At 65.0% G+C, this 15,859-nt stretch carries 14 protein-coding genes; 2 read left to right on the forward strand and 12 right to left on the reverse strand.

What is annotated here, in order from left to right:
• Positions 1-301: 301 nt before the first annotated feature.
• The 10 genes from phoB to D4Q52_RS11110 form a co-directional block, all read right to left on the reverse strand.
• Complete coding sequence (phoB, locus tag D4Q52_RS11065; protein ID WP_119856623.1) at positions 302-1,012, reverse strand: phosphate regulon transcriptional regulator PhoB; 711 nt, start codon at positions 1,010-1,012, stop codon at positions 302-304.
• 53 nt (positions 1,013-1,065) lie between these two features.
• Complete coding sequence (gene phoU, locus D4Q52_RS11070) at positions 1,066-1,782, reverse strand: phosphate signaling complex protein PhoU (protein ID WP_119856624.1); 717 nt, start codon at positions 1,780-1,782, stop codon at positions 1,066-1,068.
• A gap of 25 nt (positions 1,783-1,807) precedes the next feature.
• On the reverse strand, positions 1,808-2,632 hold the full coding sequence (gene pstB, locus D4Q52_RS11075) for a phosphate ABC transporter ATP-binding protein PstB (RefSeq protein ID WP_119856625.1): 825 nt from the start codon (positions 2,630-2,632) through the stop codon (positions 1,808-1,810).
• Positions 2,629-3,492, reverse strand: a complete 864-nt coding sequence (pstA, locus tag D4Q52_RS11080; protein WP_119856626.1) for a phosphate ABC transporter permease PstA — start codon at positions 3,490-3,492, stop codon at positions 2,629-2,631. Before pstA ends, pstB begins: the two co-directional genes overlap by 4 nt.
• 2 nt (positions 3,493-3,494) lie before the next feature.
• Positions 3,495-4,496, reverse strand: coding sequence for a phosphate ABC transporter permease subunit PstC (gene pstC / locus D4Q52_RS11085; protein WP_119856627.1), 1,002 nt, complete (start codon positions 4,494-4,496; stop codon positions 3,495-3,497).
• A gap of 226 nt (positions 4,497-4,722) precedes the next feature.
• Positions 4,723-5,733 carry a phosphate ABC transporter substrate-binding protein PstS gene (gene pstS / locus D4Q52_RS11090; protein ID WP_119856628.1) on the reverse strand — a complete coding sequence of 337 codons (1,011 nt, stop codon included), beginning with the start codon at positions 5,731-5,733 and terminating at the stop codon, positions 4,723-4,725.
• Between the two features lie 154 nt (positions 5,734-5,887).
• Complete coding sequence (locus D4Q52_RS11095) at positions 5,888-7,225, reverse strand: ATP-binding protein (RefSeq protein ID WP_119856629.1); 1,338 nt, start codon at positions 7,223-7,225, stop codon at positions 5,888-5,890.
• Between the two features lie 2 nt (positions 7,226-7,227).
• Positions 7,228-8,262 carry a lysylphosphatidylglycerol synthase domain-containing protein gene (locus D4Q52_RS11100; protein ID WP_119856630.1) on the reverse strand — a complete coding sequence of 345 codons (1,035 nt, stop codon included), beginning with the start codon at positions 8,260-8,262 and terminating at the stop codon, positions 7,228-7,230.
• 240 nt (positions 8,263-8,502) lie between these two features.
• Positions 8,503-8,799, reverse strand: coding sequence for a hypothetical protein (locus tag D4Q52_RS11105; RefSeq protein ID WP_119856631.1), 297 nt, complete (start codon positions 8,797-8,799; stop codon positions 8,503-8,505).
• 4 nt (positions 8,800-8,803) lie between these two features.
• The gene (locus D4Q52_RS11110; RefSeq protein WP_119856632.1) at positions 8,804-10,198 is read right to left on the reverse strand and encodes an OmpA family protein; all 1,395 of its coding nucleotides are present in this window, start codon (positions 10,196-10,198) and stop codon (positions 8,804-8,806) included.
• A gap of 157 nt (positions 10,199-10,355) precedes the next feature.
• On the opposite strand from D4Q52_RS11110, the gene D4Q52_RS11115 reads away from it, so the two are divergent.
• Together D4Q52_RS11115 and D4Q52_RS11120 are read left to right on the forward strand one after the other, a co-directional pair.
• Positions 10,356-11,414, forward strand: a complete 1,059-nt coding sequence (locus D4Q52_RS11115) for a polysaccharide deacetylase family protein (RefSeq protein WP_119856633.1) — start codon at positions 10,356-10,358, stop codon at positions 11,412-11,414.
• An 82-nt stretch (positions 11,415-11,496) separates the two neighbouring features.
• Positions 11,497-12,303, forward strand: a complete 807-nt coding sequence (locus D4Q52_RS11120) for an SDR family oxidoreductase (RefSeq protein ID WP_119856634.1) — start codon at positions 11,497-11,499, stop codon at positions 12,301-12,303.
• 254 nt (positions 12,304-12,557) lie between these two features.
• On the opposite strand, the gene boxB is transcribed toward D4Q52_RS11120, so the two are convergent.
• A complete protein-coding gene (gene boxB / locus D4Q52_RS11125; RefSeq protein WP_119856635.1) occupies positions 12,558-14,009 on the reverse strand; it encodes a benzoyl-CoA 2,3-epoxidase subunit BoxB in 1,452 nt (483 codons plus the stop codon).
• 132 nt (positions 14,010-14,141) lie between these two features.
• Complete coding sequence (gene boxC / locus D4Q52_RS11130; RefSeq protein ID WP_119856636.1) at positions 14,142-15,830, reverse strand: 2,3-epoxybenzoyl-CoA dihydrolase; 1,689 nt, start codon at positions 15,828-15,830, stop codon at positions 14,142-14,144.
• Positions 15,831-15,859 lie beyond the last annotated feature (29 nt).

Consider the following 15,859-nt stretch of genomic DNA (forward strand, 5'->3'; position numbering starts at 1 on the left):
TTGGGCGCCCCTCTCCCCCGGGGGGTGGGGGGGCTTAAAGCGGCGAAACATAAATAAGTTTGGCGCGGGGCGCCGCGCTAAAACACTGGCATCGCCCCCTACCGGGGGCGATCCAGTATTCCAGAGGGCCAGTTACTCCACACGACCACACTGCAAGACTTGATCCTCCGCTGTCGCGGAGGATGACGGCTGTCGCGGCGTCAAAGCCGTAGCCCGCATGAGCGCAGCGATATGCGGGAGGCACCGCACCAAGCCCGCATGTCGCTCCGCTCATGCGGGCTACCAATGAGCTGTCGAAGCGCTACGCGCTGCCTTCCACCTTCGCGAACCGGTCATCCAGCGCGTAACCGGCGCCGCGGACGGTGCGGATCGGGTCTTGTTCGCGGCCGGGGTTGAGCAGCTTGCGCAGCCGGCCGATGTGGACGTCGACGGTGCGTTCGTCGATGTAGATGTCGCGGCCCCAGACGCCGTCGAGCAGCTGCTCGCGGCTGAAGACGCGGCCGGGATGCTCGAGGAAGAACTCGAGCAGCCGGTACTCGGTCGGGCCGAGGTCGATCGGCCGGCCCGAGCGCGCGACCCGGCGCTTGTCGCGGTCGAGTTCGAGATCGCCATAGGCCAGCACGGTGGCGAGCCGCTCCGGCGCGGCGCGGCGCAGCAGGCCCTTCACCCGGGCGAGCAATTCGGGCACCGAGAACGGCTTGACGATGTAGTCATCCGCCCCGGTTGCGAGCCCGCGGACGCGCTCGCTCTCCTCGCCGCGCGCGGTGAGCATGATGATCGGCAGCTGCTTGGTCTCCGGCCGCGCCCGCAGCCGGCGGCACAGTTCGATGCCGGACAGACCCGGCAGCATCCAGTCCAGCACCACCAGGTCGGGAATGCGCTCCTTCATCCGCGTGTCGGCATCGTCACCGCGCGCGACGGTTTCGACGTCGTAGCCGTCGGATTCAAGATTGTAGCGCAGCAGCGTGGTCAGCGCTTCCTCGTCTTCAACTACCAGAATGCGCGCACCCATGTCGGTCCTCGTCTTCAGTCGTTTGGCTCGCCCGTGATCTCGCCGGCGATGCGTTAGTTGCCCGGCGTCGCGTTGGCGAAGGTGGTCATGTCGCCCTTCGGCCGCTTGTCCAGGATCTGCTGGCCTTCGATCATGTAGAACACGGTCTCGGCGATGTTGGTGGCGTGGTCGCCGATCCGCTCGATATTCTTGGCGCAGAACATCAAATGGATACAGAACGAGATGTTGCGCGGATCTTCCATCATGTAGGTGAGCAGTTCGCGGAACAGCGAGGTGCAGATCGCGTCGACCTCCTCGTCGCCGTTCCACACCACCATCGCGGCCGGCAGATCGTGCGCCGTGTAGGCGTCGAGCACCGCCTTGACCTGGGATTGCACCAGATCGGTCATGTGCTCGAGGCCGCGGATCAGCTTCAACGGATGGAAGTCGCTGTCGATGGCGTTGACGCGCTTGGCGATGTTCTTGGACAGATCGCCGATCCGCTCGAGATCGGTGGCGACCCGCATCGCGCCGACGATCTCGCGCAGGTCTACGGCCATCGGCTGGCGCCGCGCGATGGTGAGTACCGCGTGCTCTTCGATCACGCGCTGCATCTGGTCGATCTCGGCGTCGGCCGCGACGACGCGGTTGCCGAGCGCGATGTCGCGCCGGACCAGCGCGTCGACCGCGTCGACGATCTGCCGCTCGGCCAGGCCGCCCATCTCGGCGACCAAGCGGGTCAGTTCCTGGAGGTCGCCGTCGAACGCTTTGGTGGTGTGCTCGAAGCCCATGTTGATTCTCCTCGCGCCTGGCGCGTCAGCCGAACCGGCCAGTGATGTAGTCTTGCGTCCGCCGGTCGTTCGGCGAGGTGAAGATCTTGTTGGTCGGTCCGAACTCGATCAGTTCGCCCAGATACATGAAGGCCGTCGACTCCGAGACGCGGGCGGCCTGCTGCATGTTATGAGTGACGATCGCGATGGTGTAGTCTTCCTTCAATTCGTCGATCAGTTCCTCGATCTTGGCGGTCGAGATCGGATCGAGCGCCGAGCACGGCTCGTCGAACAGGATCACTTCCGGCCGCACCGCGATAGTACGGGCGATGCACAGGCGCTGCTGCTGGCCGCCAGACAGGCTGAGGCCGGAGGCACCCAGCTTGTCCTTGACCTCGTTCCACAGCGCGGCGCCGCGCAGCGCCTTCTCGACCCGGCCGTCCATCTCCGACTTGGAGATCTTCTCGTACAGCCGAATGCCGAACGCGATGTTCTCGTAGATCGTCATCGGGAACGGCGTCGGCTTCTGAAACACCATGCCGACCCGGGCGCGGAGCAGATTGAGGTCGAGCTTCGGATCGAGAATGTTGTGACCGTCGAGCATGACCTGGCCCTCGGCGCGCTGCCCCGGATAGAGGTCGTACATCCGGTTGAAGATCCGCAGCAACGTCGACTTGCCGCACCCCGACGGGCCGATGAAGGCCGTGACGCGGTTGGCGGCGAGGCTGAGATTGATGTGCTTCAGCGCGTGATTCTGGCCGTAGTAAAAATTGAGGTCGCGCACGATGACCTTGGCGGGGCCGTCCGGCTGGCCCGCCATCATGGGGCCAGGTCCGCTCGGAACGCTGGTGGCAATCGAAATCTCGCTCATTTCGTGGTCCTCTCGGCGCCGATGATGCGCGCACCAATGTTCAGGGCAAGCACGGTCAGGGTGATCAGCAGGGCGCCGGTCCAGGCGAGCTGCTTCCAGTAGTCGTAGGGACTCTGGACGAAGTTGTTGATGGTCACCGGCAGGTTGGCCATCGTCTTGGTCAGATCCAGGCTGAAGAACTGATTGCTCAGCGCGGTGAACAGCAATGGCGCGGTTTCGCCTGCAACGCGGGCGGTCGCAAGCAGGATGCCGGTGATCAGGCCGGCGCGCGCGGCCCGGTAGGCGATCCGCCGGATCACCAGCGAGCGCGGCAGGCCGAGCGCCGAAGCAGCTTCGCGTAGCGCACCCGGCACCAGCAGCAGCATGTCTTCGGTGGTGCGGACCACGACCGGGATCACGATTACCGCCAGTGCCAGCGCGCCGGCCAATGCCGAAAACCGGCCCATCGTCACCACCACGGCGCCGTAGATGAACAGGCCGATGATGATCGACGGCGCGCTGAGCAGGATGTCGTTGATGAAGCGGATCACCGAGGTGAGCTTGTCGTGCTTGCCGTATTCGGCCAAATAAGTGCCGGCGAACAGGCCGAGCGGCGCGCCGATGCCGACGCCAAGCACGGTCATCATCACCGAACCGACGATGGCGTTGAGCAGGCCGCCTTCGTTCGAGCCGGGCGGCGGCGTGTTCTGGGTGAAGACCTGCAGGTTGACGCCGGCAAGGCCGTTCCAGAACAGCGTGAACAGGATCAACGCCAGCCAGGTGACGCCGAACACCGCGGCGGCCGAGCACAGCACCTTGATGATGATGTCGCTGCGACGGCGGCGCTTGTAGATCGGATTGATCGCTTCGGTCGTCGACATGATTACTTGCCCGCCTTCATTTCAAGCCGCAGCAACAGCAGCCGCGCGGCGGCCAGCACGATGAACGTAAGGATGAACAGCAGCAGGCCGAGCAGGATCAGACCCGACTGATGCAGGCCGTCGCTCTCGGCGAACTCCGAGGCGATCGCCGCCGAAATCGTGGTACCGGGCGAGAAGATCGAGCCGTTGATCCGGAACGAGTTGCCGATGATGAAGGTCACCGCCATGGTCTCGCCGAGCGCGCGGCCGAGCGCCAGCATGATGCCGCCGATGACGCCGACCCGGGTGTAGGGGATCACCACCTTGCGCACGACTTCCCAGGTGGTGCAGCCGACGCCGTAGGCGGCTTCCTTCAGCACCGGCGGCACGGTCTTGAATACGTCGACCGAGATCGCGGTGATGAACGGCAGCACCATGATGGCGAGGATCAGCGAGGCGTTGAACAGGCTGAGATAGGACGGCGGGCCGGCGAAGATCGTGCCGAGCACCGGCACACCCTCGAACAGCGCGATCATCGCCGGCTGGAAGTGATTGGCCAGGAACGGGCCGAGCACGAAGAAGCCCCACATGCCATAGATGATCGACGGAATGCCGGCGAGCAGTTCGACCGCGAGGCCGATCGGCCGGCGCAGCCACATCGGGCACAGCTCGGTGAGGAAGATCGCAATGCCGAGGCCGACCGGAATGGCGATCACCATGGCGATCACCGAAGTCACCAGAGTGCCGTAGATCGGGCCGAGCGCGCCGAGCACCGGCGGGTCGTTGGCAGGCGCCCAGCGGGCCGTGGTCAGGAACGACAGCCCGAATTCGCGCAGCGCCGGCCACGCGCCGACGATCAGCGAGATGATGATGCCGCCGAGGATCAGCAGGACCGAGATCGCGCAAGCGCGGGTAGTCCAGTAGAACGCCGAGTCGCTGAACTTGAAGGCATTCAGGGCCCGGGCCCGATCATAAGGTCCGGCCGCCGCTTGCAACCCCGTACTGTCTACTGCCATGTCCGCCACGCCTGTCTCCTTGCGCTGATGCAGGTTACGATAAACGAGCCGCGTAGCCTGGAGATTTCTGGTTGAACCGATCGCCGCGTCGCCCCGCGAACGCGCCTGATCCTGCGCTGCGCCCCTCAGCGCGCTCCCGAAGCCGACCGGTGATCAGCCGGCGCCGGGGATCCGTCGAACAGTGAAGAAAGTGCGGCGCGACCCGGTCTGGACCAGATCGCGCCGCGATCTCAGATCAGCTCTTGATATCGGACGACCAGGTCTTTTCGATCTGCTTGACCACCGGCGCCGGCATCGGGATGTAGTCGAGCTCTTCGGCCATCTTGTCGCCCTTCTCGAACGCCCACTTGAAGAACTTGATCGCCTCGGCGGAGGCCGCCTTGTCGACCGGCTCCTTGTGCATCAGGATGAAGGTCGCGGCCGTGATCGGCCACGAGGCGTCGCCCGGCTGGTTGGTCAGGATCAGGTAGTAGCCCTTGGCGTTGGCCCAGTCGGCATTGGACGCCGCAGCCTGGAACGCCGCGATGGTCGGCTGCACCGGCTTGCCGGCGCTGTTGATCAGGCCGGTGTGGGTCAGCTTGTTCTGCTTGGCGTAGGCGTATTCGACGTAGCCGATCGAGTTCTTGGTCTGGCTGACGTTGCCGGCAACGCCTTCGTTGCCCTTGGCGCCGACGCCGACCGGCCATTCGACCGCGGTGCCCGAACCGACCTTGCTCTTCCAGTCGGCGCTGACCTTGGCCAGATAGTCGGTGAAGTTGAAGGTGGTGCCCGAACCGTCCGAGCGGCGCACGACGGTGATCGCCGTGCTCGGCAGCTCGACCTTCGGGTTCAACTTCTTGATCGCGGGATCGTCCCACTTGTTGATGGTGCCGAGATAGATCTTGGCCAGCGTGTCACCGTCCAGCACCATCTCACCCGGCTTGACGCCCTCGAGGTTCACGACCGGCACGATCGCGCCCATCACCATCGGCCACTGCACCAGGCCTTCCTTTTCGAGCTGCTCGGGCTTGAGCGGCGCATCGGTGGCGCCGAACGTCACCGTCTTGGCGATGATCTGCTTGATGCCGGCGCCCGAACCGATCGACTGGTAGTTCAGACCGTTGCCGGTATCTTTCTTGTAGGTATCGGCCCACTTCGAATAGACCGGGAACGGGAAGGTGGCGCCGGCGCCGGTGATGTCGGCCGCGAAGGCCGAGGTCGACGCCGCAACCATACCGGCCGCGACGATTGCCTTGATGAAATTCATGGAAGGTCTCCGTTGGCAAGCGAAGCGCTCATCGCGCCCGACTGCGCTTACCTCCCGCCCATTTAGGGGCGGTCGATTGACCTTTTATGAGGGTTTGATGACACTCATGTGACTACAACAAGTCACTGTTTTAACTAAGTAAATTAGAATGTTACTACGACTTTACCGGAGGGAAACAGACCGTGAAAGTCGCCCCCTTTTTCAGCACGCTCTCGATCATCAGCCGGCCCCGATGACGGTTAACAATATGTTTCACCAGCGACAATCCTAATCCCGTACCGCCTTGCGAGCGGCTATCGCCGACATCGACTCGGTAAAAGCGCTCGGTCAACCGGGGCAGATGTTCGGGCGCGATGCCGGGTCCAAAGTCGCGGACTGCCACGCGATATTCGGAGCCGCCGTCGGACGTTGGCACCGCCGTGACCGACACCACGACGCGGCCCCCGGAGGCGCCGTACTTCAACGCGTTCTCGATCAGGTTTTCGAACACCCGCAACAGCTCCTCGCGATCGCCGGCGATCATCGCGGGGCTGTCCGGCAGCTCGAGTTCGATGCTGACCTGGCGCTCTCCGGCCAGCGGCTCCAGCCCGTCGGCGACCTGCTTGATCAGCGGCATCAGGTCGATCTGGGATTCCGGGCGGACATGCGCGGTGAGCTCGACCCGCGACAGCGACAGCAGGTCGTCGATCAGCCGCGCCATCCGGGTCGCCTGCACCTGCATGATGCCAAGGAACCGGGCCCGCGCCTTTGCGTCGTCGCGCGCCGGCCCGAGCAGCGTGTCGATGAAGCCGGACAGCGCCGCCAGCGGCGTGCGTAGTTCGTGGCTGGCGTTGGCGACGAAATCGGCGCGCATTTCCTCGGCGCGGCGCAGCGGCGTCAGGTCGTGGAAAGTCATCAGCATGCACTGATCGGTGCCGCCGAACGCGGTCGGGACCTGCACCGGGGCGATGATCAGCTCCATCCAGCGCTCGATCGGCGCATGGTCGAGATAGCGGACGCTGCGCGGTTCGGCGGTGGCGATCGCCTCGCGCAATGCGGTGACGATTTCCGGATTGCGCAGGGCGAATTGCGCCAGTTCGCGCACCCGCAGCGCCGGCGCCAGCTGCGCAGCCGCGGCGTTGAGATGCAGCACCCGCCCGGCACGGTCGAGCAGCACCGCCGGATCAGGCATGCCGGCGACGATCGCCCGCACCACCGGGGTTTCGACGGGGCTGATGCCGTAGCTTTCCTCGCGGGGATTGGCGATGGTATGCAGCCGCCACGGCACCAGCGCGGCTGCCACCAGACAGGCGAACACCACGCCTGCGGCGCGCGGCGTGATCTCACCGAACGCCGCTAAGGTCGCCAGCGCGATGCCGCCGGCGAGCAGGATAATCGCCGCATGGCGCAGCCGGTCGAGCCACGGTGTCGCAACCGGCACGGGCGGCGGCTCCGTCAACGGCACCAGCGGGGCGTTGGCGCGGGCTTGGTCGTCGGGCGCCTGAACGATCATGGTCAGCCTGGGGTCGGATCCTGCCGGACCGGCTTCGGATCAAGTGCATCCGTGATGCGATCCATCCGCTTCATCTTGGCGCCGAGGATGATCTCGCGGACCGCGAGAATGACCACCGACAGGACGAACGGTACGATGTAATACAGGATGCGGAACAGCAGCATCCCGGCCAGCAGCGCTTCCTTGTCCATCTGCCACAGGCCGACCAGCATCGCAGCGTCGAAGACGCCGAGCCCGCCGGGCGAGTGGCTGGCAAAGCCGAGCAGCGTCGCCGACACGAAGATCACCGCCACCACCACGAAGCCGAGATTGGGTTCGTCCGGCACCAGCACGTACATCGCCAGCGCGCAGAAGCCGAGATCGACGATGCCGATTCCGATCTGCAGCAGCGTCAGCGGCCCACCCGGCAACTGTACCTTCCAGGTGCCGCGGCCGACCTGACGGGGTTTGAGCGAGACCCAGACGACATACGCGGCGAGGCCGGTCAGGATGACGAACGCCAGCACGCGGTTCAGCCAGGGCGGCAGTTGATCGATCGAGGACGCCGCCTCAGGATGATAGGCGATGCCCATGCCGAGCACGGCGGCGTTGCCGAGCCAGAACGTCAGGCCGGCCAGGAAGCAGATTTTGGCGACATCGATGCCGTCGAGACCCCAGGCCGAGTAGATTCGGTAGCGCACCGCCCCGCCGGTGAAGACGCTGGCGCCGACATTGTGGCCGATCGAATAGCTGGTGAAGGCGGCGAGCGCCGCGGTGCGGTAGGGGACCTGATCGCGGCCGATCGTGCGCAGCGCGAACAGATCATAGAACGTCAGGGTGAAGTATCCCGCGGCGACAAACAGCGCGGCGAGCGCGATGGCGCGCGGCTCGGTCTGCCGGATCGCCTCGAGCACCTTGTCGAGATCGATGCCGCGCAGCAGATGATAGAGAACGTAACAGGCGGCAGCGATGACCGCGATGCTGATCGCGACACCGAGTTTGTGCAGGATTTGCTTCTCGCGCAGGAATGCGATCACCCTGCCGATTGCGACCGCCATCTAAACCTCGAATCCCTCTCCACCACCTGCAACAGGGAGACCGGTAGCACGATAGGCGTTACCGCTCCGTGGCCAGGAAGCTCTGGTCGCTCGTCTTCTGACTGGGTGGAATTCGGTCGATTGCGCCAATCCCGCTCCTTCGCGTCAATTCCCGGTCGGGCCGACCGGTTTCATCACGTGTGGTCGCCGGCTGGTCCGGCTGTGCGCCGGAAGCTCGCTGGCGTCGGCGCCCCGCAGGGATCACCCTCCCCGCATCTGACGCGCCACAACCCTGTAGCGCAACCACGCCCCGATCCCACAACCCACCAGATAAGTGGCGATCATGACAAGGAAAAGATCGAGCCAGTAACCGAACCGACCGGGGACGATTCTGGCAAGCGACAGGCCGATCAGCACAGCGGTGACGCCGCCGACCCCCATCGCGGCGTTCTTCGACAGACCGGGCCCGTGTTGCACCACCGAAATCCAGCCCGCGGCGAATCCTAACAACACCGCCCCGAGCAGCCAGCCCCAGTAGAAGTTTGCCAGCACCATCATGCCGTCACCTGATCACGAAATCGATGCGGCGATTTTTCGCCTTTCCGGCCTCGGTATCGTTGTCGGCCGCCGGAATGGTGCTGCCGTAGCCGAACGCCCGAAACCGCTCTGGGGACAGACCGGCCCTCACCATGTAATCCACCACCGCCCGGGCGCGCCGCTCCGATAGCGTTTTGTTGAAGCCGGCATCGCCGTCGTTGTCGGTATGCCCCGACACCTCGATGCCGGCGCCGGGGCAACGCATCGCCGTCTCGATCAGCCGATCGAGCAGGCCGGCCGAGTCCTTGTCGATGGTGGCGCTGCCCGGCTCGAACCGCACCGTGCTTTTGCCGAGCAGCTCGTTGAACAGCTGCTGGCATACCGTGGCGTCGACCGGGGACGGCGCAGGCTTGACCGACAGCTCGGCCTTCACGCTCCAGCCCGGCGGCATGTCCTTGTTCAGCTCGCCGCGGATCTGACTGACCGCGGATTCGAACAGTGCATCCCCGGACAGCCGGACCTCGCGGTCCGACACCACCAAAGTGCCGGTCGACAGCCGCGACAATGCGCCGAGTGCGGGCGCAACGGCGGTGGCGAAGCCCGGCGGAGCGCCGATGCTGGCTTTGAGGTTATCGACGACCTTCTCGTTGAAGAACTTCTGGCCCGCGGCCGAGGCCAGCGCGGCATGCACGGCGTTGTCCGGTACATAGCCGGTCAGCGTCACCGTCGAGGCGACCGGATCCTTGTTGGCCTGAAACACATAAGGCGGTGCCTTGATGTCATTGTCGACGACCGAATAGCCCTCCGGCAGATTACGCAGCGCCGCCGCAATCGCCTCGCGGCCGCCAAGGTCGCGCGCCATGCCACTGAGGCTGATCTTGGTGTCGGAGAGCGTGATCTTGCCCTCTTTCAGCTTGCCGATCTGATCGACCAGCAGAAGTGCGACGGCGTCGAATCGGCTCGGCGCCCCGCGCGCCAGCGTCATCCGGTCAGACACCTCGACCCCGCCTACCTCGGCGCGGGTCGCATCGGCCAGCCGCGCCCGGCTTGCCGGCAGCGGCGCGCTGCCGCTGAGCGTCACCCGCACGACGTCGCGCTCGATCGACCAGACGAACGGGCTGGCCTGCGGCACCAGCCGGGTCTGGTCGACAACCTGCCGGATCCCCGGCACGGCTTCCACAGACGCGACCGCGCTGCGGCGCCCCTCTTCCGAAAACGCATCGGCGGAGAAGATGATGTCGCGACCAGCCGGCGTCAGCCTGGTTTTGTCCAGGACGGTGCTCTTGAGCGCCTCGGCGGCTTGGCCGGCGACTTCGGCTTCAATCACCGGGGTGGTCATCCACGCCGCGACCGCCCATAGAGCGCAAAGAACGATGGCACCGCGCCACCACTGGCCGCTCGATCTGAAAACTCCGCGCATTCCGCTTCCCGTGGATCAGAAGCAGAGAGAAATCAAACCGTTGGTGGGCTGTCAAACGCAATTCCGGGAAAATGCCCCGATCGCTCAAGTTCTCTATAACCGTTTCTTCAAACGTGAGGCGCTACCACTGTGCAGAAATGAACTGGCCCGCAGCCCGATGAAGCAGTTTCGCCACAACATCATTCGCGCCGGGCTTGATGCGCTTTATTTTACCGGCGCATATCATGTGCTGCGTCCGATCTTTTCCGGGATCGGGACGATTCTGATGTTGCACAATGTGCAGCCGCCGCGGACCGATGCGTTTCAGCCGAACCGGCATCTCGAAGTGACGCCGCAATTTCTGCGCGCCACGTTGCGGCATCTACGCTCACAGAACATCGACATTATAACTATGGACGAGTTGCACCGCCGCCTGACAACGCGCGAGTTCGGCCGCCGCTTCGCCTGCATCACGCTGGACGATGGCTACCGCGACAATCGCGACTTCGCTCTGCCGGTGTTCGAGGAGTTCCAGGCGCCGTTCACGGTGTATGCAGCCAGCGATTTTGCGCAGGGCACCGGCCGGCTGTGGTGGATCACGCTGGAGCGGCTGATCGCACAGAACGACAGCATTGAACTGCCGATCGGGGACGCCGAGATCCGCCTCGATACGCGTACGCCCGACGACAAGCAGGCGGCGTTCGATCGCCTGCACGCGCTGATGCGCGGCCTGCCCGGCAGCGACGATTTGCAGCGGACCATGGCTACGCTGTGCGCCCGCTACCGCACCGACGACACGGCGATCAGCCGGGAGCTGTGCCTGTCCTGGAGCGAACTGCGATCGTTCGCCGCGCACCCGCTGGTGACGATCGGCGCGCACTCGATCACACACGGCATCCTCGCTCATCAGCGCGAATCCCTGGTGCTGCACGAGATGTCAGTCGGCCGTGCCCGCATCGAGTCGAATCTTGATCGCGAGATCGCTCATCTGGCCTATCCGTACGGGGACCGCGCCGCCGCAGGGCCGCGTGAATATGCGCTGGCGCGTCGCGCCGGCTTCAAGACCGCGGTGACGACGCGGCCCGGCATGCTGTTTCCCGGCGTCGCCGACCATCTCACGGCGCTGCCGCGGGTGTCGCTCAACGGCAATTATCAGAACGACCGCATCCTGCCGGTGCTGACCTCGGGTGCCGCCACCGCGATGTGGAACGGTTTTCGCCGCGTCGACGCGGCCTGACCCCGCTGCCCGCCGCAGCAGCGCTCCTTGACTCACTCAGGAGCGGGCCGCAAACCATCCCGGCAAACTCAAGGGGAAACGCATGTTCAAGGATCTGTTTTCGCTGCAGGGCCGTACCGCTGTGGTGACCGGCGGCTCGCGCGGCATCGGTAAGATGATCGCGGCGGGCTTCCTCGCCTACGGGGCGAGCCGCGTTTACATTACCGCCCGCAAGGCCGCGCCCTGTCAGGCGACCGCCGACGAACTCGACGAGATGTATCCGGGCGAATGCATCGCGCTGCCGATCGACATTTCGACGATGGCGGGCATCGACATGCTGGCGAGCGAGATCAAGCGCCGCGAGTCCAAGCTCGACATCCTCGTCAACAATGCCGGCGCCGCCTGGGCCGCCGACTTCGACGAATTCCCGGAGAGCGGCTGGGACAAGGTGATGGACCTCAACGTCAAGACGCCATTCTTCCTGACCAAGGCCCTGGCGCCGCTGCTGCGCGCCGCCGCTTCCGCCGAGCAGCCCGGCAAGGTCATCAACATCGCCTCGATCGACGGCATCTTCGTCAACCCGCTCGAGACCTATCCGTATGCAGCATCGAAGGCCGGCCTGATCCATCTGACGCGGCGGCTGGCGGTGCGGCTGATCAAGGATCACGTCGTGGTGACTGCGATCGCGCCGGGCCCGTTCGCCTCGGACATGAACAAGGCGGCGCGTGACGAAGCTGACGCGGTCGCCAAGCGCGTGCCGTCGGGCCGCATCGGCACCGACGAGGACATGGCCGGCACCGCGGTGTTCCTCGCCTCCCGCGCCGGCGACTACGTGGTCGGCTCGACCATCACGGTCGACGGCGGCGTCGCCTTCGCCAACCCCGGCATCAAGGGGGATGGGTGGGCGTAAGCGAGCGCTGGGGTTTGATCGGCTGGACATAGGCTTCGTGCCCGCGTCGCCCTCACCCCAACCCTCTCCCGCAAGCGGGAGAGGGAGCCGGCGGCGGTCGGGGCGGGCGTGGCGCTCAAAATGGCCGACGAGACCAGTTAGTTTCAGTCGTCAATATTAGGCGATGAAGTTGCGCAAGCGGCAGCGAGCTCCCTCCCCCGCTTGCGGGGGAGGGTTGGGGTGAGGGTGACGCGGGCAGTGAGTCCCCCCTTCCCTCAGGTCTCGATCTTCACGTACTCGAAATCGCCCGGCTTGTTGTCGATGCCGACCTTGGGGGGCGAGATCCAGGGGGCGTATTCGCCCGGCTCGCTGACCGGTTGCATCAGCGAGGAGATGAAGTCGCCATCGGCCGACGACGGCAACCAGTCGTCCTTCTTCTTCGCCCAGGTCGCGCCGTCGATCAGCAGGCCTTCGGGCGTGGCGTGGATGTCCTTGAACTCGCCGATGGCGCGGTGGAAGGCGACGTGCGGCAGCGTCAGCTTGTAGTCGTAGCCGGCGGTGGTGATCACCTTGTTCCAGCGCAGCAGGCCCTTGACGCAGTCCTGCGAATAGTCGTCGCGCAGCCGCATGTTGAGCGCGGTCAGCGCCGGTTCATCGACCCGCTTGATCTCGCCGTCGACGAATTTCAGCACCGGATAGGTCGAATTCTTGAGCTGGTGATCGTCGTCGATCTGAGTCTCGTGATAGCGGCCCTTGATGCCAAAATTGAACGCGTTGGCGGCGTTGGTCGACACCTCTGATCCGAACAGGTCGAGCGACAGCGTGTAGTGCAGGTTGAGCTTCTTCTGGATCGTCGGCAGGTCGATGACGCCGAGCGCGCGGACCTTGGCGATATCGGTCGGGTCGGTGATGCCGGCTGCGCGCATCGCATCGCAGGTGCGCTGGATCACGCGGGTGATGCCGGTTTCGCCGACGAACATGTGGTGGGCTTCTTCGGTCAGCATGAAGCGGCAGGTACGCGACAACGGATCGAAGCCCGACTGCGCCAGCGAGTGCAGCTGCATCTTGCCGTCGCGGTCGGTGAAATAGGTGAACATGAAGAACGACAGCCAGTCCGGCGTCGCCTCGTTGAAGGCGCCGAGCATGCGCGGCGCATCGGCGTCACCGGAGCGGCGGCGCAAGAGATCGTCGGCTTCCTCGCGGCCGTCGCGGCCGAAGTACTTCTGCAGCAGATACACCATCGCCCACAGATGGCGGCCTTCCTCGACATTGACCTGGAACAGGTTGCGCATGTCGTACAGCGACGGCGCAGTCTTGCCGAGATGGCGCTGCTGCTCCACAGAAGCAGGCTCGGTGTCGCCCTGGATCACGATCAGCCGGCGCAGCATCGCGCGATATTCGCCGGGGACTTCCTGCCAGGCGGGCTCGCCGTAGTGCTCGCCGAACGGGATCTTGCGGTTCTCCTCCTGCGGCGCCAGCAGCACGCCCCAGCGATAGTCCGGCATCTTGACGTAGTCGAACTTGGCCCAGCCACGCGGATCGACCGAGTAAGCCGTGCGAAGATACACCAGCTTCTCCTGGAAGCCCTCCGGCCCCATGTCGTTCCACCAGTCGATGTAACCCGGGTGCCAACCCTCCAGCGCCTTCAGGACCTGACGGTCGGAAGCGAGGTCGACATTGTTGGGAATCTTGGTCGAGTAATCGACGTTCATGATGTTCATGTTCATGGGCGGCTCCTGTGCGGTCGCACGTCTCGAAAAAGGTGGTGCGTCATTGCGAGGAGCGAAGCGACGAAGCAATCCATGGGCTCAGTGCAGGACGTGTGGATTGCTTCGCTGCGCTCGCAATGACGGAGAGGCTCAGACTCGCGTCATGTCGTACTGCGCCTTCTGGCCGGTGCCGTAGCGGCGCAGCGCGCCGTCTTCGCCGACGGCGTTGGGGCGCTGGAAGATCCAGTTCTGCCACGCGGTGAGGCGCGAGAAAATTTTCGACTCCATCGTCTCGGGGCCGACGAAGCGCAGATTGGCTTCCATGCCAGTGAGGCTGTCGGGCGAAAACGAGGCGCGCTCTTCGAGGAAGACGCGGACTTCGTCGTCCCAGTCGATGTCGTCGAGCGCGAAGGTGACGAGGCCGAGTTCATCGGCGGCCTCGGCGTCAAGCGGTTCGCCGATCTTCGCTTCCGCCTGCGTGAGCTCGTCCGGATCGGCCTGAAAGCGCGACTGCAGCCGGGTCAGGCCGTGGCTCATCGGATAGGGGCCAAAGTTCATCGCGCTCAGCGTCAGCATCGGCGCCGGACGGTTATCACCCTCGCGGGTGCCGATCAGCATGTAGGAGCGGTCGGCGGCGAACACGAGTTCGGCCAGCGTGCCGGCGAAACAGGAGCCGGGCTCGACCAGCGCCACCAGCGTGCGCGAGGTGACGTCGACGCGCTTCAGCACGCGCTTCCAATAATGCCGGATTTCGTTGACCAGCCAGTGCGCCTTGTTGGCCTCGAGGAAGGCGTCGTGCGCCAGCACCTGTGCGCTGTCGCCATGCGATTTGAACACCAGCATCGCGATGCCGAGTTCGTTGATGCGCAGATGCAGGATCGCGTCGTCAAGCTCGCGCGCGACCTGCAGCGGCCAATAGGAAGCGCCCTGCGCGATCAGACCATCGACATCGGCGGGCGGCGCAGAGTCAGGACCGGAGATCGAGACGGTGGCGATGCGCGCGTCGCGGTCGAGATCGACGCTTACGAACTGATAGCGCACGCCGGCCTCGTCGAAGTTACGCGTCAGCGGCGTAAGTTCGATGCCCTTGCCGCTGGCGTTGCGCGGCGACGACGCGGCGAGCGCTTGCACGCGGTCGGCGAGCTTGGCTTCGAGCTTGGAGTTCGGCGCGATCTCATCGACCAGCCGCCACTGCACGGCGCGCTTGCCCTTGATGCCTTCCTCGATGGTGCAGAAGAAATCGGCGCGGTCGCGCCGGACCTTGCGCTTGTCGACGACGCGCGTCAGGCCGCCGGTGCCGGGCAGCACGGCGAGCAGCGGCACTTCCGGCAGCGCCACGGCGGCGGCGCCGTCATCGGCCATGATGATCTGATCGGCGGCGAGAGCCAGCTCGTACCCGCCTCCAGCCGCGGTGCCATTGATCACCGCGATGCTGCGCTGGCCGGAGAACTCCGAGGAGTCCTCGAAGCCGTTGCGGGTCTCGTTGGTGAATTTGCAGAAATTGACCTTGTGAGCATGCGTCGCGCCGGCCAGCATGCGGATGTTGGCGCCGGCGCAGAACACGCGGTTCTTGCCGGAGCGCAGCACGATCACCTTCACGCCCGGATGCTCGAAGCGCAGCCGCTGCATCGCGTCGGCGAGCTCGATATCGACGCCGAGGTCGTAGGAATTCAGCTTGAGCTGATAGCCTTCGAATAGGCCGCCATTCTCATCGACGTCCATGGTGAGGGTGGCCACCTCGCCGTCGACCGCCAGCTTCCAATGCCGATAGCGCGACGGATCGGTCTGAAAATCGATCCGGCTCGCTCCATTGGCGAGAACACGATCCTCCGCGGCCATGCGGCTCCTCCCTAGACTTGTTAGATGCA

It is taken from the genome of Rhodopseudomonas palustris, from assembly GCF_003591005.1.
GTDB classification, from domain to species: Bacteria; Pseudomonadota; Alphaproteobacteria; order Rhizobiales; family Xanthobacteraceae; genus Rhodopseudomonas; species Rhodopseudomonas palustris_K.

What these genes read in the sequence shown, in the direction of transcription:
- phoB (WP_119856623.1), bottom strand. Translation starts at nt 1,012, where the DNA reads ATGGGTGCGCGCATTCTGGTAGTTGAAGACGAGGAAGCGCTGACCACG.
- phoU (WP_119856624.1), bottom strand. Translation starts at nt 1,782, where the DNA reads ATGGGCTTCGAGCACACCACCAAAGCGTTCGACGGCGACCTCCAGGAA.
- pstB (WP_119856625.1), bottom strand. Translation starts at nt 2,632, where the DNA reads ATGAGCGAGATTTCGATTGCCACCAGCGTTCCGAGCGGACCTGGCCCC.
- pstA (WP_119856626.1), bottom strand. Translation starts at nt 3,492, where the DNA reads ATGTCGACGACCGAAGCGATCAATCCGATCTACAAGCGCCGCCGTCGC.
- pstS (WP_119856628.1), bottom strand. Translation starts at nt 5,733, where the DNA reads ATGAATTTCATCAAGGCAATCGTCGCGGCCGGTATGGTTGCGGCGTCG.
- D4Q52_RS11095 (WP_119856629.1), bottom strand. Translation starts at nt 7,225, where the DNA reads ATGATCGTTCAGGCGCCCGACGACCAAGCCCGCGCCAACGCCCCGCTG.
- D4Q52_RS11100 (WP_119856630.1), bottom strand. Translation starts at nt 8,262, where the DNA reads ATGGCGGTCGCAATCGGCAGGGTGATCGCATTCCTGCGCGAGAAGCAA.
- D4Q52_RS11105 (WP_119856631.1), bottom strand. Translation starts at nt 8,799, where the DNA reads ATGATGGTGCTGGCAAACTTCTACTGGGGCTGGCTGCTCGGGGCGGTG.
- D4Q52_RS11110 (WP_119856632.1), bottom strand. Translation starts at nt 10,198, where the DNA reads ATGCGCGGAGTTTTCAGATCGAGCGGCCAGTGGTGGCGCGGTGCCATC.
- D4Q52_RS11115 (WP_119856633.1), top strand. Translation starts at nt 10,356, where the DNA reads ATGAAGCAGTTTCGCCACAACATCATTCGCGCCGGGCTTGATGCGCTT.
- D4Q52_RS11120 (WP_119856634.1), top strand. Translation starts at nt 11,497, where the DNA reads ATGTTCAAGGATCTGTTTTCGCTGCAGGGCCGTACCGCTGTGGTGACC.
- boxB (WP_119856635.1), bottom strand. Translation starts at nt 14,009, where the DNA reads ATGAACATGAACATCATGAACGTCGATTACTCGACCAAGATTCCCAAC.
- boxC (WP_119856636.1), bottom strand. Translation starts at nt 15,830, where the DNA reads ATGGCCGCGGAGGATCGTGTTCTCGCCAATGGAGCGAGCCGGATCGAT.